Source organism: Bacteroides sp. AM41-16 (genome assembly GCF_003603495.1).
Classification (GTDB): Bacteria; Bacteroidota; Bacteroidia; order Bacteroidales; family Bacteroidaceae; genus Bacteroides; species Bacteroides uniformis.
Window position 1 is genome coordinate 253,413 of record NZ_QTNE01000003.1, and the last position, 24,505, is coordinate 277,917.

Below are 24,505 nucleotides of genomic sequence, written 5' to 3' on the forward strand. Positions count from 1 at the left end.
ATTATTGTATTATTCGCTTTTGATTACTTCCGCCGGATTCTGTCGTGCAGCCTTTTTTACTTGATAAACCAATGTTAATATGGAAATTAATGATATGATGATTGCTGCAATAATGAACAACCAGCTGCTGATGTTGGCTTTGTAGGCAAAATCTTTCAGATAAATGGTTATTCCCCAATAAGATATAGAAATGGCAATCAAAAATGACATTGCTAATATGATAATGTATTTTTTGAGTAATAACAATAAAATTTCCTTATGTGTAGCGCCATGTACTTTTCGTATAGCTATTTCCCGGTATCTTTGTTGTATGTCAAATAAGGACAATCCAAACAAAGCTATTGAGGATATTAGAATGGCCATAAAGGCGAAAAAGGAATAGGTGATGGTTATTTGCTTGTCTGACTTATAGAGATTCTCAACTTCCTGTTTTGCAAAAGTATAATTGAAGGCTCCATCAGCATTGTCGTTGTGTAGGTTTTCCAGGAAGGCAACGGCATCTTTTTGATGTCCTGGAGCAATTTTAGCTTGCAAAGGAATTTGTGAAAGATATGTTTCACCGTATATAAAAGCTATAGGAAGAACCGGTTGGGATAAATGTCCGCAATAAAAATCTTCGACGATACCTATAATCTGATAAGGGTTCAAATCCCTACGCGGCCATAAAGGTTGTTGGGGTTCCAGCCGGGCATTGATTGCGCTTTCGAGTCCGAAGAGTTGCATGGCTTTTTGATTGAGAATCAGTTTGGCTTCACCTTCATGGTCGATGTCGGCATCCCATAAACGTCCCTGGGATAAACGGAAGCCATGAAATCTTATTTCTTCTTCTGTAATGGGAATGCAATACAATTGTTTGAAATTGGTTTCTCCGAACTTGCGGAAAAGTACCGGAGATTCGGTGAAATATTCATAGGGGGATAAAGAGTAATTCCATGCCGTGAATAAAGGAGAGGCATTCATTGCAGTGGATATATTTTCTTTGGAGGCTTTGCGCAAGGAGGTCTGTTTCAGATATTCTGCTTCAGTGGTAGGCTGTTTGCGTTCATAGCGTTCAAAATGGACTTTAACGATAGAATCTGTGTCATAGCCTAAATCTATGTGAGTCATTTCATACAGTTGTTTGGCGAAGAACATGGAAACAACTATTAGAATGAATGCCACGATATACTGAATACTCAGATAGAGGTTTCTTACAACAGACGATTTTTCACCACTGCCTATTTTCCGTAATGAATGGATAGGCGTGTTGTATTTGAATTTAAAAAACGGATAGATTGAAGCTGTCAATGGCAGTAAAATCAGGATAGCTATGGTTATTCCTATGTCAAATATACCATTAGGCTGTTGAATGACATCAAAATATTTATTTAAGGGAAAGGCAGAAATCTCGACAAGGAACCAGGCTATAAACAATGATACAAGTGTCAGACATAAATTCTCGATATATAGTTGGGAGAATAGCTGTGCTGAATTGTTTCCAAAAACCTTCTTTAGTCCGAATTCTTTGCTTCGTTTCAATAATACAACCGTATAAAGACTCATAAAATTGAAGATGCCTACAATTAAAATTAGTACAGCAACAAGTGCCAATAGATGTAGCTGTGGTAAATTCCCCCTTTGCAGCATGTCCTGCCAAACATCAATGGCTGGATGAAAATACACTTCACGCATGGGAAGCAGTTGATACCTGAATTCAACATCCGCAGCACGTGGAGATTGCCGGAACGCTGCATGCCGTGCATTTATCTTCGTAAAGGAAGCCCCTTTATGAATTAATGCCATTTTCATCGGGAAACGGAACTCCCAATCCTTCTGCAATGTTTCAGGAACAAGCAAGTCGAAATGAAGCGAGCGTTTCCCTCTGTCTTTGCCGATAACTCCGGTCACCGTAAGAGGGTCACCGGTAGAGTATTCAATGGTTTTGCCGATAGAATTTATGTTCCCGAATAGTTTCTCACTCAGCTCTTCTGTGATAAAGGCGGTTTGTGGAGACGCCGCCCATGATTCGGCTTTTCCATATTTCATGGGAAAATCAGTCACTATTAGAAACAAGCTGTCTGCTACAATCGTTTCTACATCAATATGTTTTTCTTCCTTTATGATATAGTCTTTATTGAACCATACGAAAGTGGACATCGCTTCTATGTCTGCATCTTCGAGGGGACCTCCGATAACTGCCGTTTTATTGTTGTCATCTTTGTATTCCTGCACCATGATGCCTATCCGGTCTTTGTTGGGACTATAACAATCTACATCATTTTCCTGCTTCACGTAGCGGGAGATTATGATGACACATGCCAGACTTAAAGCCAATCCTAATATATTGATGGCTGTATATATCTTGAAACGATATAATGTCCTTATAGATAACTGTACCAACTTCATATCTTAATTTTATTTTATTCCGCTTTGATTACTTCTGCCGGATTTATCTTCGCAGCCTTGTGTATTTGCCAAAATAATGTTCCCAGTGAGATGAAAGCCACTATCAGTAACGATATAACATATATTCCTATACCCACGGATGCCTTCACTGCGAAATCTTGTGTATATAGGTATATGATATAGTAAGTCAGAGGAGCGGCTATAATAAATGCCACAGCTAATACAAGAATATATTTGCGGAACAATAATTGGTAGAGAGCACACATTCCGGCTCCATTAATCTTGCGAATACCTATTTCCCGATAACGCTGACGAATGTCAAAAAGTGAAATGCCAAATAGCCCTAAACAAGATATCAAGACAGCTATCAGTGCGAAACAAGAATAGATAACCGCTATCTGCCGGTCTTTTTGATATAGTTTATGCCATTCATCTTCCAATAAAGTATATTCGAAGTCTGTACAACCATAGATACGCAGCTCTGTGTCGCGCAAATAGTCAAGTACATCTTTAAGTCGTCCGGGGGTATAGGCTATCTGGCACATATCGTCACTGCGCTGTTTGCATACATTGTAGATAATGGGGCGATGTCCTGCACTCAAGTGGCGGTCATAGTAATCCTCAACAACGGCAACAATGGGATGCAGAGGAGCATTGGGACTTAACCGACGCTCGTTCTCTTCCTGTACCAAAGCTTCAGACAGGTTGTCGTAGTGCAAAGCTTTCATAGCTGCTCGGTTGGCTATCAAAACCTCTCCTCTGTTTCCTTCTCCTTCAAAACTGGGAATACTACCTTCTATTATTTTGATACCGTACAACTTAAAAAAGTTGGGGGTAGCATACCAAAACTTCATCTCTACTTTTTCCTCTCTATTGTTATAGTAGGTTACTTTAAAACCTTCGGAAAGTATATGTCGTTTTTCCATTTCAAAATGTTCTATAAAAGGACACTGTGCAAGTGCCTCCCATAGTTCATGTCTGCGTTGCCACATAGCTTCTCTGGCTTCCTGCCATTTTTCGCGTGGCATCGCTGATTCCGATTCATACCCTAACTTGGCTATCAGTACATTTTCTATGCGAAATCCTGGTTGCGTGTGTAATAAGAGCGAAAGCTGCTTGTTGAAATAAAGGGAAAGACTGATGAGCAGGAATGTGAAGATGTATTGTATAAAAAGAAAAAGAATGCGTGTGTGTACAGTACGTTTGCTTTGGGTGGCATCACGAATTGAGCTGACGGGTGATGCATAATTGTATTTTACAAACGGATAGATAGAGGTCAATATGGGTAATATTACCCAAATCCCGGCAGAAAGCCAAAAGTCGAAAGATGTATAAGTGAAAGGATATTCCAACAAACGGCTGACAGGGATTATCGTTATCTCTATCAGTAACCAAGCCAGTAATAAAGCACAACCAACTAAAAGTCCGTTTTCTGTTAATATCTGCAGGAAAAGTGTCGTTCCTTTTATACCGAACATTTTTTTAAGCCCGTACTCTTTTCCCCTCCGTTGTGTGCCTATCAAATAAAGATTGATGAAGTTTATAATGCCGGTAAGCAATAACAATAAGCATACACAAGATAAAATGTAAATATGAGAACGTTTTCCATAAGTGAGCATGGCAGGGCAACCGGCATCTTGCACATAAGCTGGTTCCCAATAAATATCTGCTATAGGCATGAACGAAAATGTATATTGTCGTGCATCTATATTTTTCCAATTCGGATTTACCCAACGTGCTTGTTTCCCAAGTTCGTTCATTTTCTTGATGCTTGTACCCGGCGTGAAACGAACAAATTCAATAGGCATACGTTCCCAAAATGAGGAAAGCGTATTTGATACCACAATGTCAAATTGTATCATTGTCTTGCAAGTCGGTTCGGCTATAATGCCACTTACGGTAATATCTTTCCCATTTGAATAATGTAACACTTTACCTATAGGATTGTCATGGCCAAAAATACGACGTGCACATACTTCCGTCAGTAGTGCAGATTCAGGAGATTTTATAGGAGTTCCTTGCACTATGCGGTAAGGAAAAAGCTGAAAATAACAACTGTCTGCTACGAGTGTCCGCACTGTGTAACGGGATGCTTCGTCGCTCACAAAATCCTGTTCCATCAGAATTAAAGAAGTGCGTTTCTCTATGTAACGGTGGTCAATGTATATACTGTCTTTATTCGTGTTTTCTATTGTTGCCATTCCTCTATTGCCATCCATGTCCTGAATGACTCCATAGACATGTTCCCGGTCTATGCAATGTGTATCTACCGTCAGTTCTCTATGTATATATCGCATCAGCATGATGCAGCAGGCAAGGCTGAAGGCGAGACCCAGCAAGTTTATAACCGTGTATGATTTTGAGCGTATCAGGAAACGCCAAGCGTATTTCAGTGTTTTCATTATATGTCAAATTTATAATTTTTATGTCTTTTATTCGTTTTTCATAATGCTTGCCGGATTGATGTTGGCAGCCTTGCTGATTTGCCCAATAATAGTCAACAAGGAGATGGCAGTTGTTATGGCTACTGCTACGGCAAACAAGTCGAATGTCAAAGGGGCTTTGTGGGCAAAATCCTGCAAATAGAGGGTAATGGCAATCCATGACAAGGGTATGGATAGCAAAGTGGCGACTCCCATGACCGAGAGATACTTTTTAATGAGTAAGGGATAAATATCCTTTGCTTGCGCACCGTTCACTTTGCGTAAACCTATCTCACGGTAACGTTGCCGAATATCGAACAAGGATATTGACAATAATCCCAATGAAGAGATGAAAATGGCTATTCCGGCAAAGAGCGTATAAATGTTCACCACTTGACGGTCTTCACGATACATCTTTTGGAGTTCATCTTCTATCAGCGTATATTCAAAGTCGGTTCTTCCCGTAGATTCTTCGTATAAGCGGCGCAGGAAATCAATGACTTTGGCTTTATTCTCGTGCTTATACGAGGCTGTAACAGTATAAATTCCGCCTATGCTTGCATCGTGATAATAGATGACAACCGGTTGGATGGATTGTGAAAGGTGCCGAACATTGAAATCCTTTATGACCCCTACTATCTCGCAAGGTGGATTGTAGAAATCCGGTAAGCTGCTTGAGGCGTAGTGTGGTTCTTCAGGTTGCAGCTTGTCTTTGGTGATGTCTTTTATTCCATAGACTCTTTTAGCGGTTTCGTTGATAATTACCTTGAAACTGTTTTTGGTGAACGCTTCATCTATGGAGTCGTTCCATAGGCGCCCCTCTACAAGTTGAAAATCGTATATTGCCATGGAGTGGGTCGTTAAATGTGCAGATAATGCCGGATGGAAACCGTTTTCGGCTCTGTTGAGCGCAAAACTGTCAAAACGGAAGTCGGTGAACAGCAAGTCGTTTCCTCTGCTCCAATGCTCAAACAGAGTGCTTTCACTCATTCGTTTATTGACCAAAGCATTACTTATATATTGTCTTTTTCCTTCATCCAATCCCTCCTCTTTAGTTGTTTTATATAAGCCCAATTTATCGACATACATCCGGCAAGTTATCACATCGTGCGAGCGGAAACCGAGGTCGGCGCAGAGCATATACTCCAACTGCCGTACAAAGAATAGAGAAACGGTTATTATAAAGATGGTTACGACATATTGAAAACACAGTAATATCATGCGTGACCGTGTGGAAAAGCGTGAAGATGCCAGCTCGCGTATGGAGTTGACGGGTCTGCTACATGTGTATTTCAAGAACGGATAAACAGTAGTCAGCAATGGCAATCCTAAAAGTACGATGGCAGAGACCTTCCGGTCAAAGCCGGAGTCTGTTGTGGTAGGTATATAAAGTTCATGGAAAAAGAAAAACCTGGTTATTTCTATTAAAGCCCAGCAAAGGAGTAATGCCAGTCCCGTCAATAAGATGTTCTCGGCATATATTTGCAGGAAAATGTCTGTCCTGCCTGCACCGAACACTTTTTTCACCCCAAACTCTCTTGACCGCTTGGACATGATGACAGTGTAGATGTTGATGAAGTTCAGCAGCCCTATGATACCTACCAGGAAGGCTACTACCATCAATACCCGGACATAGCTTTGGTTGCCATATTGATAGTTCTTGTTTTCTTTTCCGTGGTCTTTATCGTAATATAAATCTTTCAAAGGCAAATACTGATAGCGTACTGTCTCATAAGTACTCCATTTGCTGCGGGGGTGTTCTTTTGAATACTTTTTATTCAGCAGTGCAATGTCTGTATCCGGTGCCATCAGCATGGCGTATATAGGGTCGAAAAAAAGGAATTCATCCAGTTCATCCGACATAAATATATCCGGCATCCATGATGTCTTGGTATCGGGGTCGTCCACCACTCCTATAATAGTGAATTTATTCCCTTTTGTGTTTTTGAAAGTAGCGCCTATGGCATTCTTCCCTCCCAGCTTCTTCTTCCAAAAAGAACGGGTGATGACAACATCCCTCGAGCGGACTATTCTTCCGCTTCCGGCAATCACCCTATATGGAAAGATTTTGAAGAAGGTGCTGTCTACAGAAAAAGCGTTCGCTGCAATTTCTTGTTCACCGAACAGAACGGGCATATCCGATATTTGATAAATCACCGTAAATTGTTCTACGGCAGGATCCTTTTCCAATCCCGACCGGTAGCCTCCCAAGAAGTTCTCACCACTGCTGGTAGAGGTTTTTATCAGGCAAATGCGTTTATATTCGGGAAAGCATTGGTTCACTGTATTTTCTTGGTGGATATATCGGGCTACGGTGAGTACGCAAGCCAAACTGCACGCCAGTCCCAATACATTGATAAGGGTGTATGCTTTGAATTTCAGCAATGCATTGATGGCTAAGATTATTTGTCTCATAGTGCGTAGTTTTATTTCATTATCAATTCTTCCGCCTCGCCAAAGGTATCATATCCCGTTGTAATTACCCAATCTCCGGGCTGCAAACCTTCCGTAATCTCGTATTGTTGCGGATTTTGGCGACCGATGCCAAGCGGCACGCGCACGGCTTTTGTCTTTGCGGCGTTCAGTTTGTAAATCCATTGTCCTCCAGTACTCTGGTAGAAGTTGCCGCGCGGAATGACGAGCGCCTCCTCCGGCTGGCCGAGTTCTATCTGTACCCGGAAGCTTTTGCCTACACGTACGTTGTCGGGCATGTCACCGGTGAAGACGAGGTCTACGTCGAACGTGCGGTCTTTGACTTCGGGAACCACTTTCGTGATGCGCAACGGGTATTTTCTTCCCTGATAATTGATGGTGGCAGGCAATCCGGTGATAATGCGGTCGATGTAGTATTCGCTCAGGGAAGTATGCACTTTATATTGGTCCAGCACCTTGATTTCCGCAATGCTTTCACCGGAAGCGACCTGCTGTCCCGGAGTCACCTTGACAAAACTGAGCTGGCCGGCGACGGGAGCTTTCACCACCAGGTTGCCGAGCCGTTCGCAGGCGCGTTCATACTTCTTCCGTTCCCGTTCGCGGTCGTTCCTGATGAGGTCTTTGCGGATGACGGTGACGGCAGAGTCATGACGGAGGCTTTCCCTTTGAAGATGGGCATTTTTCACTTTATAGTTGTATTCGTCCTCGGAAACTTCGAGCTGCGCCTTGCTCTTGATGCCCATGCGGTACTCCTCCTTGTCAAGGGCAAAACTCTTGCGCAGGCGGTTGAGGTCATAATCGGTCTGCAGGGCTTGTTGTTGCAGGTTCAGGCTTTTCTGCTCCATTTCAATTTCTTTTTCGCGGTAGGTGATAAGCTGCTTTTCCCAGTCGTCGCGCTGGTCTTCGATACTGCGCAGCAGGTCGGGGTTTTCCATGACGAGGATGGTATCTCCTTGCCGGAGCAGGCTCCCCTCCTCTCCTATGATGCGTTCCACGCTTCCGGCTTCACGTGCATTGACCTTGATGGTAAGGATGGGCTGAATCACTCCCTCCACATCTACATATTCCATAAATTTGCCGTTCTTGACTTCGGCTATCTGTATGTTGTCTTGCTCGATACGCAGTTTGCTGGGACCCAGCGAAAGGGTGACTACATAAATCAGGAAGGCAAGGAAGGCAACGCCTCCCGCCAGATAGTAGCGGTAACGGATGTACCAGGGTTTCTTTTCAAGTTTTATATCCATAATGCAATATTTTATATACTCTTTTTTTACTTTTCAGATACCCCCTTCAGAAGTACTTCTGAATAAGGGTTCCGAGTTTTACTAAAACTATTCCACGATTCTATTACTGTATAGATTCTTCATTAGTAACCCTTTCCAAGTCTTCTGCCAGTGGCCTCTCTTTTTCAAAGTCATATAGCGTGATGCTTCTCAGTGCATAGTACAAACTCCAATAGTTGTACAAAGCCGTTATATAGCTTCTCCGGGCCGTATCTTTTTCCGTGATGGATGCATTGAGGTCGAGTACCGAGGACTTGCCGAGCAGATAGAGTTTTCGGGCTACTTCGGCGCGTCGTTGGGCTGTATGGTCCGTGCGGGCGGCTATGTTTACCCGTTGCGCCTGCAGGTTGAATTGCTTTACGAGTTTCCGTACGTTCAAGTCGAAATCCGTCTTGTCTTGCTCTACCTGCGTGTAGACAAGGTCTCGGTTGGAACGGGCCACGCGTACTTGTCCCCTTCCGCGCCCCCAGTCCAGGATTGGGAGGGTAATGCCCAAGCTGACGTACTGCTGGTCCAGTGGATTCCGGTAGGCATCTTTCAGCTTGTCGGCAGTTTGTGTCAAGCCGAAGCGCAGGTAGATGTCTGCCTTCAGTCCGGCATTGGCCTTGGCGCGCGACACGGCACTCTCGCTTTCCACCTTGCGGCGTAGCATGTTCTGTATCTCCGGACTGTTTTCGTTGGCAAGCATCAGCGCGGCATCCAGGTCGATGTGCAGGTCGGGCACGCGGTTGTCTATTCTCACCTTTATAAGGAGGTCTTCTTGGATGCCGAGGTAGGAACGGAGTTCCTGCATGCAGTTTTCCACTTCGATGCGGGCATTCATGCAGTTGGTTTCTTCGGTCAGTTTGTTGAGTTCGAGCTGCAACATTTCGTTTTCGCTGATGGTGCCGATGTTATATCGTCCTTGCGCATATATATATAAGGTGTCGGCATTGGCGTAGTTGGCGTTGGCTATTTCGTAGTTGCTTTGTGCTTTGGCCAGGTTGAAGAACTTCTCTGTGGCATTGGCGGCAACAAGCTCAAGGGTTTCTACGTAGGTTTTCTTGGCTTCGCGATAACGGATAGGTTCGATGCGCCGGTCCCACTTCAGGCTGTTGTAGCCAAACAAGGACTGGCTGTATCCGATGTTGACGGGTGAAGTCTGCCAGGAATAGGTGTCACTGCTGAAAAGGTCGAGGCGCTGCGCAGCCGTTTCAATGAAAAAGGTTCCTCCGGTCCACGGCACGTTTTGTGTCAGGCTCAGTGTCAGGTCAGTGCTCAGCAGGTTCTGCTCTATGAACTTGACGTTGCCATCGCTTTGGGTCACTTTGTTGATAGCACGGTCCAGATAGGGATTGGAAGTAAGCTTGAGCGTCGGCAGGTAGTTGGCACAGTAGTATTTGTAGTTCCAATAAGCGGAACGGAAGCTATGGCGGGCATTTTGGGCGTCGGGCGACTGCTGGCGGGCCTGCTCGATGGTTTCTTCCAAAGTCAGCTCCAGCGTGTGCTCTTGAGCAACGGCACTCGACATCAGACTGAATGTAATAAGCAATAAAAATATATTCCGGTGCATAGTTGTTTTCTTTACTCTATAAAGTTCAAATTCTATGCCATAAGTATAAGTTGTTGTATTATAAGTGTTTGTTGTGGTTCGAAGCTTTCCAAACGTGTGCAGTTGCGCACAAAAATAGTGCGATAATGCACGCACAACACATGGATATTATACTTATATTTGTTGTAATCTGAAGTATCTTATTTGATTATCAACGCTTTGTAGAAAACTCGCATAAGAACGGGCAACGGATAAGAAAATTCCAAGCTGTTTAGAATCACTATATTCCTCATGCTTTCAAATAACTCTTTTTTCTTGATGCAAAGGTAGCATTTTTTCGTGATTGCCGGTAATTTTCGGGCATAAAATATCACGGTCATTTCAAGAAACATATACAGCGGACATGACAGCCATACCGTAGCCGAATCCCCGTAACTCACAGGCAAAGGTAACCCGTGTCCTGTTCGTACAAGCAAGGTCAAGCCCTCCGGGTGTCGTGGAAAAATCATCCTCGCCCGGAGGGCTTGCGGTATTTTTCCCGCCAACCTTGCATGTACGGGACACGACCTTTTATGGCCTGTAGTTACGGGAACTCCGGCCCCGAAAAGCCGGATCACTAAAAATAAATTGTTATGTCACAGCAGGTAACAAAAGAAAAGTACAGTATCGAAACACTCAGAGAGCGGAATGTTTCATACGACCACCAGCATTGGCTGACACAGAAAGATGTGGATATGGCCAACAGTTATGTTGAACTCATTGAGCGGACACGCTCCGAAATTACACCTCAAATTGGAGACAGGCTGGTATATGTAACCGAACACGGGGATTATTACGGAAACGCCCTTATTGACAGCAGGAGTGCAAAAGAAGGATATCTTTCCGTATGCGAACAGCCGTATGTGCCTTTCGTGTGGGAAGAGGACGGCAATATTCGTCTGAGTGTCAGCGGAGGCGCATTCCATTCCGTGAATCCGGAGGAACTGAAATTCCTGAAATGGACGGAAGGGGTATTCAAGGAATGGGGGCATTGCGGTGCTTGCGCCAACGGTTCGGTGTCATTTCTGGCTAAGGTACCGTTATGGTTTTATGCCGAACCCAATCCCAGGTATGGAGATTTCACGACCGAGACCTACCGGAAGTTCTACCTACACAAAAGGGAGGAATCGGAAAACGGCAATCTCTATCAAGGCTTTGACATCGCTTTCCGGGACGAAGCCGAGTTCCGGCAGTTCCTGAAGGACTACGAAGGAACGGTGTTCAAGGGAAATTGGGATAATCAAATCGTGTTATGGTGTTTCCGTCGGGAATATGTGTTCCTGCCATCCGCCGAATGGGAGAAGGTTGATGCCCCTGCCGAAGAACGGAGGCTCAACTTCCATCCCGAGCAGGTCAAGATAGTCAAGGACATGGAAAAGCACATCACTTATTTCTACCGGATTAAACCGGATAATTTTTAACATTTAACCCTAACAGATATGCAAACGACAACAGCACCCAAGGCCGGCAACGCTCCCGACCTGCTTCAAGGCATTCTGAGCGTACAAGTGAGAAACGAGGACAAGATTACGGAACAGGACCGTGTCTATTGCCAGACGCAGCAAAACCTGCTTTACAAGACACTCGACCAGATTGACCGCTGGTACGCCGTCTTCAAGGAAGAAGCCGAACAATACCAAGCCGAACGTAAGTCCCATTACGAAGAAAACGGCAAGGTTTCCATGCGTGATTTCTACACTTACCATAACGACAGGGAAGACTATTCACACAACGAGTTCAAACCGTTTGATCTGATTAACGATCTGGTAGATAAGAACCGAAACGCCAACGCGAATTTTGCGAACCGCATCATTTCTTATTTCAACAGGACTTACAAAGTGTCGGTTCCTGAGTATAAAATAGACGAAAAAACCCTTCCGATGGGCTTCCGTCCTGTTTATGACACATATGTAGATGTAGTCATCGAACACTTGGGCGGCAAGAGTTTCCGGGAAACGGCCGTGGAAGAACTGCTCGCACGCCTGAACAAAGTTGTCAGACCGGCATACTGGAGCAAAGTCAAGACGGAGTTGAAGAAGGACAAGATAATCTTTCCCGAAATCATCCGTTTCGACGATTTTTCCATGCAATACAACCAAAGGAACAGAATCTCCTACAACTACGGCGGAGAACTGGAAACCCTGTGTGCCGGCATTGCCTACGGTGCGGATGACATACTGAATGGAAATTCAAAGATGATTATCCGTTTTGATGACAACGACATTTCTGTCACAGACTGGTACGACCTTACGACCACCAATGCCGAGCAAATCCGATTCTACAAGAACGGACGTATCGATGTCCGGTTCAAGGACAGTGCGGCAGCCGAAAGTTGTTTCAAGCGTCTGCATCTGGATGAAATCACCCTAAGAGAAAACTGACCATGATAAGATTTACACAGCACCCCGTAAGGCAATCCTTGCGGGGTGTTTTCATTTTTAACGATAAACAGATAAAGTCATGTATGCCATCATCCCCCAACAGATACCGCAAGGTATGCGTGCCGAAGTCAACGAGAAGATACTTTTCGCCATAGACTCCGGCAAGGACCTCATTCCGGCGGAGAGCATCTACAACTGCTATACCGGTATCGGAGGGCTGCACAACCTCAAACAGTCCGACTTTGCCAACTACCATGAGTATGCCCAGGCGAAGAAGGAGTTCGAGATGGGACAGTTCTTCACCCCGCATGAAATATGCCGGGACATGGTGGATATGCTGTGTCCTGTCTCATCCGAAATGGTTCTTGACATGTGTTGCGGTATGGGCAATTTCTTCAACCATCTGCCCAACCCGCATAATGCCTACGGCTTCGACATAGACGGCAAGGCCGTGTCTGTCGCACGATACCTCTACCCGGAAGCCCATATCGAGAAATGCGACATCCGGCAATACTATCCGGAACAACGTTTCGATGTTATCATCGGCAATCCTCCTTTTAACTTGAAGTTCGACTACAAACTGTCGCAGGAATACTATATGGACAAGGCTTACGATGTGCTTAATCCGGCAGGAATCCTGATGGTCATCGTGCCATGCTCTTTCATGCAGAGCGAGTTCTGGGAGAAGACACGGATAACCGGTATAAACGGCAATTTCTCATTTGTCGGTCAGACGAAGTTGGCCCCGTCAGCCTTTGCCGCAGTCGGAGTCCATGACTTCAATACGAAAATCATGGTATTTCTCCGTAAATCGGGCCACATCAAGATGCAGGCTTACAACGCGGAGGAATTCATAACGGCGGACGAGCTGAAAAAGCGCATCGGCGAGGCAAGGGCGATGAAACACCGGTTGCGTTTCGACCTGATGCGCGAAACCAACCGGATCGACAAGGAAGAACTTGAGCTGTTCGAGTACAAACTTGCCAAGTACCTGTACGAGCTGAAGGCGCACGCCAAGTTGAACAAACATATAGACAAGGCGGAAGCGTTGGTCACGAAGTTCCGTAACCAGAAACCGCCTGAGAACGCCACGCGGGAGCAGGTGGAGCAATGGGAGAAGAACAAGCTGACCCCGAAGAAAGTGCTTGCCGTCATCCGCAGGTACATCACCTCGCAAAATACCGTACCTCGCAAGGAAGTGGCATTGGTGAAGACCTCATACGGCTTCAAACTGAAACAATATGCTCCGCGACTCCTTGACAAAGTTCCGCACAAGGCGGCGAGTATCAACGACCTCGTGCTGGAGCGTGCCGAACTGCCCATACCGGAAGTGCCGACAGAAAAGAACATGCATCAAATCCGTGCGGCGGAGAAACTGATACGACGCAAACGGAGAGAATATGAAATGCAGAACCGGCAGTTCCCGGAAATGGAGGAAGATGACAGGCTGAAAGAATACCTGGACCGGTGTGCATTCATCAACAAGGACGGCGAGACCTGCGAGTTTACCACGCTCCAGAAACACGACCTGAACCTCGTCTTGCAGAAACGCCACGCGTTGCTGAACTGGCAGCAAGGCTCGGGCAAGACAGCCGCCGTGTACCATCGTGCCAAATACCTGCTCAAATTCCGCAAAGTACGGAATGTCATCATACTGGCTCCTGCCATCGCCACCAATATGACATGGATACCCTTCCTCTCGATAAACAGGGAACAGTTCCGGGTGGCAAGGAAGAATGCCGACCTGGAAACTGTGCCGGAAGGCGTGTTCCTCGTCCTATCCACCTCCATGCTCGGCAAGCTGAAACGGGGCATGGCAAGGTTTGTCAAACGCAGTTCAAGAAAACTGTGCCTTGTTTTCGACGAGTCGGACGAGATAACCAACCCGTCGTCACAACGTACAAGGCATATCCTCGGTCTCTTCCGCCGCCTCAAATACAAGATACTCGACACCGGTACGACCACACGCAACAACATCGCCGAACTGTACAGCCAGTTTGAATTGTTGTATAACAATTCCATAAACATGGTCTGTTGGAGCAGTCGAGTGTACCACGAGAGCAGGGACAAGGAGATAGAGGAAGATAACAATCCGCACTATGGTGAGCCGTTCCCCGCTTTCAGGGGGCATGTGCTTTTCCGTGCCTGCCACTGTCCGGGGAAATCCACCGTGTTCGGCATTGAGAAACAGAACCAGGATGTCTATAACAAGGAGGAGCTGGCCGGCCTTATCGGGAAGACCGTCATTACACGCAAGTTCAGGGACTTTGCAGGAGAGAAATACAAGATACGGACACATACCGTCAGCCCGTCCGACGGCGAGCGTGAGGTTTACCGTGTCATCATCGAGGAGTTCTGCCGCATCTGCGAACTGTATTACAACAGCACGGGGGATGCAAAGAAGGATGCCGGACTCCGGCTTATGCGCCAGATCAAGCTGCTCATCAAGGCCTGCTCCGTCCCACACCTGATAGAGGGCTATTCCGGAGACGGGATTCCGAACAAGACAAGGTACATCGAAAGGCTGGTACGGAAGATACCCGGCAAGGTGGCTGTCGGCTGCACGTCCATAGCCGCATTCGACCTTTACGAGAGCCGTCTTCGCGAATGTTTTCCTGACCGTCCCGTATTTGTGGTCAAGGGAGACGTGGCGTTCAAGAAACGGCAAAGCATCGTGACGGAGTTCGATTCCACCATCAACGGCATACTGGTATGCACGCAGCAGAGCCTGAGCAGTTCGGTGAACATACCCACCTGCAACGACGTGATACTTGAATCCCTGCAATGGAACATCCCGAAGATGGAGCAGTTCTACTTCCGTTTCATCCGTCTCGACTCCAAAGAGCTGAAGGACGTGCATTATGTCACCTACAAGGACTCCGTGGAGCAGAACCTGATGGCGCTGGTGCTTACCAAAGAGCGGCTGAACGAGTTCATCAAGACGGGCGAAGTAAAGGAACAGTCGGAAATCTTCGAGGAGTTCGACGTCACCATGTCCGTCATCGAGAGCCTGCTGGTCAGGGAACGGGACAGCGAAGGCAAGATACACATCAGCTGGGGAAGCCAGCGCATCATGAACTGAAAAATGGAAAAACAAATGAGAAACCGCAGATTCCATTCCACAGGCAAAGGTAGCCCGCCCCCTTACCGGCAGGGCAAGGTCATGCCGCAAGCGGTTTTCGGGAAAATCATCCTCGCCGGAGGCTCCGGTATTTTCCCGAAAAACCCTGCACTGCCGGGGTGCGGACCTTTTGGAGCCTGTGGAATGAAATCCCCGGTTCCGAATCATAAACTATAATGAAGAATATCATGGACTTGAATCAGGCAGAAGTGGCAGTGACCACGCAGCATCTCATAGACATGGGGCAGGAAAAAGACAACCTGCTGCAAATGTCCGACTTCGGCGACATGGGGGAATTCCTGTGCACCTGCTCCGAACTGTTCCCCGAAGAGGAAACTCCGGAATACAGGTACACGAAATGGGAGGAAATCCCGGACCTGCTCATCAACCGGGAATGGCTGTGTCCCAACTTCTTCGAGATAAGGGAGGCGATGGAACAGCTGGAGGAACCCGACAAGGATTGCTTCTTCGACTGGTGTGACCGTTACGGGCATGACATCAGTACGGAAGACCCGCACCTGCTGGTGGCGCACTATATCGAACTTTATGGAAATGCGGCCTATATCGACGATGAGCCTTGCCCGGACAGCGGGGATGACAGCCTGCTGTACTGTCCGGGCATATCAAGCAACTATTTCGACACGGGTATTCCCCGCTTCGAGGTATTCGATGACAATTACGATTAAAGCATATAAACATATACAAGATGGAAATCAACTTCAAAGGACCGGTAATGCCGGTTGACCCCTATTCGCAAATGGCGTTTGTGGAGATACTGAACATTCTCCTGACGGCAGGGCACATCGTGGATGTGAACAGGTTCCTGATAAACAGGAATGCAAACCCGCGATTCGGCTCGTTGTCAGGATATTTCAGATGGTCATTCTCCGACAACCACTTTACCCTGTGGCAACGGGTGGAATACAACTCGCCGCTCTGCTTCAGCCGGCGCATATTCAGCATCCATTTCGGGATGCTGGCAAGCCGTGACAGGAAAAGAGACAATACGGTAATGAACTAAAAACATATCAATATGAGTCACCAGGTAATTACAAGAATGGCATACAATGCCAAAACCAAGCAGATAGAAACTTGGCAGCATTCCAACAACGTGTGGCCGACAACAGACCATTTTTATGCATTGGATGTGAAAACAGACGAACAGATGTTTGAATTCATAACATTGATAGCAAACGGATTGTGGCAAGGGCGCAAATGGCGTAAAGCATTCAAGACACTTTTTGAAGAATATCCGGAATTGGTCAGGTCCTCATACGAGCACGAGCTTAGAGGCCAACCTTGGAAGGCATACTGTGCCATTTGCAAAAAATATGAGGAACTTGCCCAAAGCAAATGCAATGAAATAGTTGCGCGATTCAGGCAACTTACCGGGATTGTCTGACCCAAACAGATGCAAAATATCATGGAAGAGATAAAGATTTCAAACAGACAAATCGCGCTGATGGCTTTCGACCGGTTGCGCAAGGAAGACAAGACAGATTCCGCATTGAAACTCGCACGGTGTATGCTGCATGGCACAAGCATATCTCTTGGCATAGGTGATATCGACTGGGAGATAGACAGGGCAATACAGCAGTGCGGAGGAGTGCCAAGAACAGGATACAGATACACGGCTTATTTCCACTTCAACCGGAATACGGAAATGGCAAAGGAAATATATGACAAGATCGTGAAGGAACTGTATGGTTAGGAAACAACACGGAGGCGGCTTGAAGGCCGCTTCCGTCATTTATAACGGTATGTACGGGAAAAGGAATCCTGCCGTACACAGGTAACAGAAATGGATGAACAGAAAACATTGACATTGGATTTCATCAAATCCCTGATGGAACCGGCCTATACACTAATATGGACGGACTACAATGACAATCTTGACAACCATTGCGGACTGATTCAAAAATGCCTTGACAGCAAGAGCCGCGAACATTTGTGGGAAAAGGCAGACGAGTGGTACAGCGATGCCGAATGGGAAGCTGTCCGTGAGATTATTGCGAAACTGAAAGAGGAATGTACCGTATTCCATGACTTTGACGGGGAAGCGGTCGATGACTTCTTCGATGAATACGAAGATGAAATCCGTGACGAGATTTACAGCCGCAACGATTCGGACGTGGTGAAGGAATTGGTAAGGCACACGGACGACATTCCTATCCGTGTGGAGATGCTTTCCAACTATGACTGCATCAACTCCAACTGGTTTGAATCGCAAGGCGGTTACAGGTACGAGGAATCCTACTTCGGGGACATGGTGGACAGCCTGAACCTCAATCCGGCGAGAGTAAAGAAAATCCTGACAGAGCACGGCTACAGGGCTTACGGGCGTTTCCCGAACCGTAAGAACCGGAACGGCAAGGAGCAGGTTTCCTACGAACAATTCTACGAGGAACTTATCAATTCCTGCTGCGGGGCGAACCTGCTGACTTACATCGGCAGGGTAAGCCTGAAAGAGCTGTATGAAGCCGACTTTTCATTGAAAGAGGTCATTATCCCCAAAGGCAACTGTTGCGGACTTTTCAGTTCGACGTATGGTGGTGGAAGCCTGCTTGAAATGGAACTGAAACGGGACGTAAAGCTGAAATTGGAAGTCAAGGACTATCATGGTTTCCGCTTCCGGCTGGATGACGAACGTTCCAAATATGACTGTTCGGTCCGGCATGTATATGGGGTGGACGACTCCTTTTTCGGAGATGCGGTTCGCATTGTATCCTGATAAAATCAACTAATCAACAATCAAATCATAGAAGATTATGGAAAAATACGATGTAAAAGTAAGGTACATCTTCGAGGGTACTTATACAGTGGTGGCGGAAGACCGTGAAGAAGCGGAAAGCATGGTGGCGGAAGACTGCGGCCTGGTATTGGGCGGCAACATCCACACAACGCGGGATGACGATGAAGTGACGGACTGGAAGTTCGGTTGTCATCCGGACTTCCAGGTTCTCTCCGTAAGGCAGCGAGGCGGGAAATCCCCCATGTCGGTATTCGGAGACAGGATCGAAGAACTGCGAAAAGACATCATCGAAGCGATACGGCAGTTGCTCCATGACCATGCCATGAATGCGATACGGTTTCCGGAAGAGGATTATGATCCGGTCTGGGTGATATGGTTTGGCAAGAACGGAGCCCCCTACGAATGCAGGGTGACAGGACTCCGGGTAACGGACTGCAGCCTGACCGTCCTTGCCGAAGAGAAAGAAAGCGGTGATGAAGTGGAATGTTACAGCCCGTTCGAACTCGGAGCCAGTAACATCGACTGGCTTTCCGGAATGTATGAGGCTGTATGGCAGCAACTGGAAGAGAGCAAAGTAGAACCACAAACTGAAGAACAATGAAATATCAAGCGGAAAATGCAGTCTCCAGCTTCTTCTACTATATGTGGAACGCCTGGAGCAAGGAAGAATGCAAGGCCGTATTTGGAGATATGTACCGGCACTTCTGGGATAAATGGTCCGCATTGGCGGACAAGTCCATATTCGGTGCGGCGGAACGGTTCTTTGCCGAGTTATCGGAAAACAACCAGAAACTACTCGTGGAACGTGCCGTTGCACTCTATGACGGCAGGGCTTTCAGAAAAGAGCCGGACGATTCCGACATCCTTGTCTGTAAAGAATGCGGTTCACGGCAGTTGGAAATCCAAGCATGGATAAACGCCAATACGGATGAACGTATCAGATATGTGCATGATGACAATAACGGGCTGTGGTGCGATGGGAAATGGTGCGAAGAATGTGGCGTTCAGGTCTTTTTCTGTACTAAGGCGGAGTTCACACAAAAGATGCAGGGTTGGTGGAAGTCGTGCGGTTTTGAAACAAAGGAACAAATCACAGGGTTGAAAGTCTGTGACTCTCCGCCTTCAGAAAATACGCAGACATTCATTGATGCGGCAGACCAATGGTGGAACAGCCGGGACTACGAACATAAACGGGAAATTTACAACAGGTATAATTCTAAAAACGAATAATATGCAGATTAACATCATTGAACAGATTAGCAACTCATGCAGTTGCAGCCATATGGAAGCGCAGGAATACTTGGATTCTGAAATCCGGTACCTGCGCGAGTTGCAAGAGGCGGACGACCTGAGGGAAGATGACATCGAAATGGCGTGCAGCAACCTCGGGCTTGACCTTGACAACCAGGAATATTTTATCAACCGCCTCGCAGGGGCATAAATACCTATAGCTATGGCTTATTTTCATAACATACATTCATTGGCGGACCTGAAGAAGGAATACCGCCGTCTGGCATTGCAGCACCACCCGGACAAGGGTGGTGACACTGCCATCATGCAACAGGTGAACACCGAGTTTGAAAGGCTCTTTAAAGTCTGGAAAGACAAACCGGATGTCTCTGCCGCATCAACCGGGTATGAACATGACTATTCGGGTGCCACGGCAAAGGAATATACCGAGTACGTGTATAATGAATACCGTTGGAAAGGTCACAACTACAAAGGGCAACATGCCCCTGAAATCGTAGAACTTGTGAGAACCTGGCTAAAGGAAACCTATCCGAGATATAAGTTCTCCGTCAGACGGGAGAACTACAATTCCATTTACATCAAACTAATGAGTGCGGACTTTGAGGCGTTCACCAGGGAATCCGGCAAAGTGCAGGATCATATCAACCACTACAACATAGAGCGGAACCCCGATCTTACAGACCGTGCCAAGGAGGTGATGCTGAATGTCTGTGACTTTGTCATGTCATACAACTTCGATGACAGCGATGCGATGACGGATTATTTCCATACCAATTTCTACCTGACATTGGCTATAGGGAGTTACCGGAAGCCTTACAAGGTGGAACTGCCGAAACTTGACTGCAAGGGAAAGGACAAGCCGGAAGTGTTCAAGCATCCCGAAGGTCCGGCACACAAGGCCATCAGGCAGGCGTTGGGCACAGCCCGTTTCGATTTCATCGAACACAGGAGGCATTCCGGCGAAATGATACTCGGAGAAGACCATTACGGCTCACACGGAGAGCATTATTTCTGGCCGAAGGATTATTCAAGCGCGAAACTGGCTCAGAAACGGATCGACAAATTGGAGAAAGCCGGTATTCGGTGCAAGCTTACCGGATATAACGGCGGTTACATTCGTTTTATCGGCTACACTCCCGAAGCAGAAGCGTTACTGGAGAAGGAACGACAGGAATACATCACCGCCCATCGGCAATGGCAAACCAAACAGACAGTAATCAATTAAACTTATCAATATGGAACCGAACAATTTGAACGAATGGTGGGGCGGACAGCCCGACGGACTGAAACAGGCATTCTCTCTTTTTCCCGATGGACGGTGGAAAGAGGCGGACCTGTATTTGCGAATCAATATCCGTAATTACTGCCTCCTGAAAAAAGGAGGGCTGCTTCCCGAAGACAAGGACCGCTCGATGCTCAACGAAATTGTCTGTGAGCTGGCCGATACGGAGCTGTGCCGTGCAAATGGAAAGACACTCGAAGACATGTGCGATACGGACGGGGCTTTTCTGGAAGAGTACCAGGAACTGTTCAACCGGATATACGATGAACTGGAAATGAGAATTACGGATTATATGAACGGACAATCAAAAAAAATGTAACAATGAAAGCAAAAGTGTTCAAGTACAAGTCTGACGGGAATACCGTCGTGGCTTCTTATATGGAACTGGAGCCGTATGCGAAGAATGTATATCTCTCCCTGTCGAGAAAGAACGAATACGGGAATGAAGACGATGACTGTTTCCATGTGGTCTGCCGGATTGAAAACGTTTATTTTTCCAGCGGGCAGTATTCACGCCGGTTTCTCAAGGGAGAAGGTTGCAGAGAGGAAGCCGCCACCTATTGCAGGAACTGGATTGCGGATACGCTTCAAAGTGCGGAAAGAGGAGCCTTCGTCAATTTGATCTCCGTCCGCGTGTTCGAGGCTCTCGGACTTGATACCACTTCCCTGGTGCAAGCCCGTGAGGAGTATAAAAGAATACAGGAGCAGAAACGCAGGGAGCAGAAGGAGAAAGAGGCGAAAGAGCGCAGAGTGCAGGAAGAGCAACATCAGTGGCTGCTCAATGAACAGAAACGGAAATTCCTGGACGGGGAACGGATCACGGGAGAAATGTTCCTTGAAATCACCGGAAGGGACGGTTTTGACATCCATATCAGAACCAAAGGGACATTCAATAGGCATGTGAGGGGCATTGACAGGAACGGCACCGTCAGTTTCCGGAAAATCAAGGGCTGCCGGACTCCGGACTTTACCGGATGCCATAAGGCCGTGTCCGCCTATCTGGCGTTCATTACAGAAAAAGAGGGCAAATAATTAAATCCGGAGCGGTAACGGTCTGCTCCATGCAGCTGTTACCGCTACCGGCTTCCGGCCTCACAATTCACGGTTCAGCGCCATTGCCAGCGGAAACATCAACCGGTTATAGGCTTTAAGCTTTTGCAAATTCAGCACATATCCGGCATAGGGATTGGTCAGATCGGTATAGAAGAATACATCGGTAAATCCTGCGTGTTCCTCCACGACTTCACCCTCCAACGGAATCTCCTCCACATTGAACCGCTCCAGAGGCAGTTCTTCCAGACGGGTCTGTTCCGCATTTCCCAACACATTGAGGTTACGGTTAAACAGCACGAATCCTTTCTTCCTGTAATCCACACGCATACCGTACGGACGCTCCACAAGGAAAGCATCCGCCGCTTTCTTTATATAGTTTTCCATAAAACTGAAATTAGAATTGCAAAAATACATCTTTTGTCCGGCAATGGCGAACAAATCAGGAAGAGAATCGCCACAGACCATGCAAAGCACACTACCGTGTATTTTATTTCCCACCCTGCAAAGGTAGTCCCGTGTCCGGTGTACCCTGTCAATGTCAGGCCCCTTGCGGGGTTGGCTGAAAGAAAATCATCCTCGCCTGACGGCTGCGGTATTTTCTTTCGCCAAACCTTGCGGGTACTGCCACGGGACAGTCAGGCAGGTGAGAAATAAAAATACCGGCTCCCGGAGCCGGACATGTTTAACAGATAAAATACAATGAATCATGAAAATCCTGAATCAAGAACATTTCGAGAATGTTAAGCGTTATGCCGAATCCATCGGTGACACCTCACTCCAGAAATGCCTGGAACGGTTGAAGAGCTGGGAAGAAAATCCTGACTGTCCCAGCGAAATCTCACTCTACTATGACCATGCCCCGTACTCGTTCGGCTTCACCCAATGCTATCCCGATGGAAGGACGGGCATCGTGGGCGGCCTGCTCTATCACGGAATACCGGACCGTTCTTTCGCCGTGACACTACAGCCGTTCCATGGATGGCAGATACACACCTGATGAGAGGCAAACGACAATATTAACTTTATAAAATTCAATTCAATATGGAAACGACATTGGCAGTAATGGAAAGACAACAGCAGTTTGACTTCCAGAAAAACGGAATTGAAGTGATGAACTTCGAGACACTTCAACGCACCTATAAAGAAAATGACATCTACAACAATCCGGTGCAGGGCATCTACCATTATCAGGTCATCCGGCGCATGATGGACATCTGCGAGAAATACAATCTCGATTATGAGGTGGAAGAAATCTTCGCTGCCCAGAACAGAAACAAGACACAGCCGGGAGTGAGCATCCTCCCGCAGGTAGAACAGACACATGGCGAAAAAGCCGTGGAAGCCCATATCCTGCGCCGTATTTTCGCTACTATCCGGATCAGAGATTGGGAGACAGACGAGCTGACAACCACACTGGTCGTCGCCTACCACCAGGACGGCATACAGGCAGCCATAGGCCCCTGCGTGAAGATATGCCATAACCAGTGCATCCTCTCACCGCAGCGGAGCATCTGCAATTACGGGAAAAAGAAGGTGACAACCGATGAGCTCTTCGAAACCGTGGACGGCTGGCTGGCCAATTTCGAGGTGAACATGAACGAGGACATCGAACGGATACAGCGGTTGAAACGCAGGATTGTCCCGATGGAGGAAATCTACCTGTACATCGGCCTGCTGACAGCCTTGCGCGTTTCCCATGACAGTTCGGACAGAAACCTGTCATCCACTGTGGAAACCTACCCGTTGAACCAGAGCCAGATTTCTGTCTTCACGGAAGAGGTGCTGAAACTGGCCATGAGCAAAGGACAGATTACCGCATGGGACCTGTACAATGTAGCCACTGAAATATATAAGCCCGGGAAAACAGATTTTCCGGCTCTCATTCCGCAGAACGGAGCCATGGCGGAACTGCTGCTTTCCCGTCTCTCTGAAGAGGTGGAAGTACAGTATGCCGTTCCGATAAACTGACATGCAAGCTTCTCAAGCCAAAGAAATAAGGGAGAACCTGACAGTGATAACAACTGAAAGATTCTCCCTTTTTCATTTACTCTTCAAAAAGCAGCATGAATTCCACCTTCCTTCTCCGTTCGATGCTCGGAACCACTTTTCCTTTATAGCACCTGAAAGAGACATATTCCTTGTAAATATTGCGGTCTCCCGACTCCAGCTTCTTTAACAGACGGCTTTTCGGTCTTTTTCCATATCCTTTTAATCTGTAGGGTCCCACATTATATGAAAGGACTGCTGCCAATAAAGAATCACGCCCCAGATAACTGAACATGCGGCACAGCTTACGGAGGTCTTCCCTCAGAATGGAGTCTCCCTGCGCTTTGGAGATGCTGTTGGTAAACCTCTCCCCGGGAAGAACCTTGTGACCCCACCCGACATAAGGCCAATGCTTTTTCTCTCCATGCCAGCCCTCGAATCGCTTGACACACTCGACCGCAAGACTGAACCTGTCCGGACTTGCCTTTACCGGATTCTCCGCCCTTGAAGGCATACCCGGAAAAAAGACCGTGGCGGAAAGTACCGCAAACCATATTGCTTTTAACTTCATCATAGGCAGGACCG

24 protein-coding genes are annotated in these 24,505 nt (G+C 46.9%); 17 read left to right on the forward strand and 7 right to left on the reverse strand.

What is annotated here, in order from left to right:
* Positions 1 to 9: 9 nt before the first annotated feature.
* From DW896_RS04800 to DW896_RS04820, 5 genes are all read right to left on the reverse strand, one after another.
* On the reverse strand, positions 10 to 2,385 hold the full coding sequence (locus tag DW896_RS04800) for an ABC transporter permease (RefSeq protein ID WP_117713676.1): 2,376 nt from the start codon (positions 2,383 to 2,385) through the stop codon (positions 10 to 12).
* 14 nt (positions 2,386 to 2,399) lie between these two features.
* A complete protein-coding gene (locus DW896_RS04805; RefSeq protein WP_117713675.1) occupies positions 2,400 to 4,787 on the reverse strand; it encodes an ABC transporter permease in 2,388 nt (795 codons plus the stop codon).
* Positions 4,788 to 4,817: 30 nt separating this feature from the next.
* Positions 4,818 to 7,223 (reverse strand): FtsX-like permease family protein, encoded by a 2,406-nt coding sequence (locus tag DW896_RS04810; RefSeq protein WP_057281060.1) that lies wholly within the window; start codon positions 7,221 to 7,223, stop codon positions 4,818 to 4,820.
* An 11-nt stretch (positions 7,224 to 7,234) separates the two neighbouring features.
* Entirely contained in the window at positions 7,235 to 8,485 is a 1,251-nt protein-coding gene (locus DW896_RS04815; protein ID WP_005837154.1) for an efflux RND transporter periplasmic adaptor subunit, read from the reverse strand.
* Between the two features lie 103 nt (positions 8,486 to 8,588).
* A complete protein-coding gene (locus DW896_RS04820) occupies positions 8,589 to 10,076 on the reverse strand; it encodes a TolC family protein (RefSeq protein WP_022402419.1) in 1,488 nt (495 codons plus the stop codon).
* A 611-nt stretch (positions 10,077 to 10,687) separates the two neighbouring features.
* Between DW896_RS04820 and DW896_RS04830 the strand changes: the two genes are divergently transcribed.
* From DW896_RS04830 to DW896_RS04900, 15 genes are all read left to right on the forward strand, one after another.
* Positions 10,688 to 11,515 (forward strand): DUF4121 family protein, encoded by an 828-nt coding sequence (locus tag DW896_RS04830; protein WP_009276375.1) that lies wholly within the window; start codon positions 10,688 to 10,690, stop codon positions 11,513 to 11,515.
* 18 nt (positions 11,516 to 11,533) lie between these two features.
* Complete coding sequence (locus DW896_RS04835; RefSeq protein WP_009276376.1) at positions 11,534 to 12,475, forward strand: hypothetical protein; 942 nt, start codon at positions 11,534 to 11,536, stop codon at positions 12,473 to 12,475.
* 79 nt (positions 12,476 to 12,554) lie between these two features.
* Positions 12,555 to 15,557, forward strand: a complete 3,003-nt coding sequence (locus tag DW896_RS04840) for an N-6 DNA methylase (protein ID WP_117880949.1) — start codon at positions 12,555 to 12,557, stop codon at positions 15,555 to 15,557.
* Between the two features lie 15 nt (positions 15,558 to 15,572).
* On the forward strand, positions 15,573 to 15,773 hold the full coding sequence (locus DW896_RS04845) for a hypothetical protein (protein ID WP_034530148.1): 201 nt from the start codon (positions 15,573 to 15,575) through the stop codon (positions 15,771 to 15,773).
* Between the two features lie 11 nt (positions 15,774 to 15,784).
* On the forward strand, positions 15,785 to 16,282 hold the full coding sequence (locus tag DW896_RS04850; RefSeq protein ID WP_005647144.1) for a hypothetical protein: 498 nt from the start codon (positions 15,785 to 15,787) through the stop codon (positions 16,280 to 16,282).
* Positions 16,283 to 16,302: 20 nt separating this feature from the next.
* Positions 16,303 to 16,617 carry a hypothetical protein gene (locus tag DW896_RS04855; RefSeq protein ID WP_106624705.1) on the forward strand — a complete coding sequence of 105 codons (315 nt, stop codon included), beginning with the start codon at positions 16,303 to 16,305 and terminating at the stop codon, positions 16,615 to 16,617.
* 12 nt (positions 16,618 to 16,629) lie between these two features.
* A complete protein-coding gene (locus tag DW896_RS04860) occupies positions 16,630 to 16,998 on the forward strand; it encodes a hypothetical protein (RefSeq protein WP_005647142.1) in 369 nt (122 codons plus the stop codon).
* 21 nt (positions 16,999 to 17,019) lie between these two features.
* A complete protein-coding gene (locus tag DW896_RS04865; RefSeq protein WP_005647140.1) occupies positions 17,020 to 17,307 on the forward strand; it encodes a hypothetical protein in 288 nt (95 codons plus the stop codon).
* A gap of 90 nt (positions 17,308 to 17,397) precedes the next feature.
* The gene (locus DW896_RS04870; RefSeq protein ID WP_106624704.1) at positions 17,398 to 18,327 is read left to right on the forward strand and encodes a hypothetical protein; all 930 of its coding nucleotides are present in this window, start codon (positions 17,398 to 17,400) and stop codon (positions 18,325 to 18,327) included.
* A gap of 37 nt (positions 18,328 to 18,364) precedes the next feature.
* Positions 18,365 to 18,949, forward strand: coding sequence for a hypothetical protein (locus DW896_RS04875; RefSeq protein ID WP_106624703.1), 585 nt, complete (start codon positions 18,365 to 18,367; stop codon positions 18,947 to 18,949).
* Positions 18,946 to 19,578 carry a hypothetical protein gene (locus DW896_RS04880; RefSeq protein WP_106624702.1) on the forward strand — a complete coding sequence of 211 codons (633 nt, stop codon included), beginning with the start codon at positions 18,946 to 18,948 and terminating at the stop codon, positions 19,576 to 19,578. Before DW896_RS04875 ends, DW896_RS04880 begins: the two co-directional genes overlap by 4 nt.
* Position 19,579: 1 nt before the next feature.
* The gene (locus DW896_RS04885; protein ID WP_005647134.1) at positions 19,580 to 19,789 is read left to right on the forward strand and encodes a hypothetical protein; all 210 of its coding nucleotides are present in this window, start codon (positions 19,580 to 19,582) and stop codon (positions 19,787 to 19,789) included.
* Between the two features lie 12 nt (positions 19,790 to 19,801).
* On the forward strand, positions 19,802 to 20,824 hold the full coding sequence (locus DW896_RS04890) for an LPD29 domain-containing protein (protein ID WP_106624701.1): 1,023 nt from the start codon (positions 19,802 to 19,804) through the stop codon (positions 20,822 to 20,824).
* 10 nt (positions 20,825 to 20,834) lie between these two features.
* Positions 20,835 to 21,200, forward strand: coding sequence for a hypothetical protein (locus DW896_RS04895; RefSeq protein ID WP_009276379.1), 366 nt, complete (start codon positions 20,835 to 20,837; stop codon positions 21,198 to 21,200).
* Between the two features lie 2 nt (positions 21,201 to 21,202).
* Complete coding sequence (locus DW896_RS04900) at positions 21,203 to 21,913, forward strand: hypothetical protein (protein WP_009276380.1); 711 nt, start codon at positions 21,203 to 21,205, stop codon at positions 21,911 to 21,913.
* Between the two features lie 60 nt (positions 21,914 to 21,973).
* On the opposite strand, the gene DW896_RS04905 is transcribed toward DW896_RS04900, so the two are convergent.
* Positions 21,974 to 22,318: a hypothetical protein gene (locus tag DW896_RS04905; RefSeq protein ID WP_005647127.1), complete on the reverse strand. Its 345-nt coding sequence runs from the start codon at positions 22,316 to 22,318 to the stop codon at positions 21,974 to 21,976.
* Positions 22,319 to 22,640: 322 nt separating this feature from the next.
* On the opposite strand from DW896_RS04905, the gene DW896_RS04910 reads away from it, so the two are divergent.
* Positions 22,641 to 22,931 (forward strand): DUF4120 family protein, encoded by a 291-nt coding sequence (locus DW896_RS04910; protein WP_009276381.1) that lies wholly within the window; start codon positions 22,641 to 22,643, stop codon positions 22,929 to 22,931.
* A 44-nt stretch (positions 22,932 to 22,975) separates the two neighbouring features.
* Positions 22,976 to 23,902, forward strand: coding sequence for a hypothetical protein (locus DW896_RS04915; RefSeq protein WP_009276382.1), 927 nt, complete (start codon positions 22,976 to 22,978; stop codon positions 23,900 to 23,902).
* A gap of 76 nt (positions 23,903 to 23,978) precedes the next feature.
* Here the strand turns inward: DW896_RS04915 and DW896_RS04920 are convergent, their stop codons facing one another.
* Entirely contained in the window at positions 23,979 to 24,494 is a 516-nt protein-coding gene (locus tag DW896_RS04920) for a glycoside hydrolase family protein (protein ID WP_008779475.1), read from the reverse strand.
* Positions 24,495 to 24,505 lie beyond the last annotated feature (11 nt).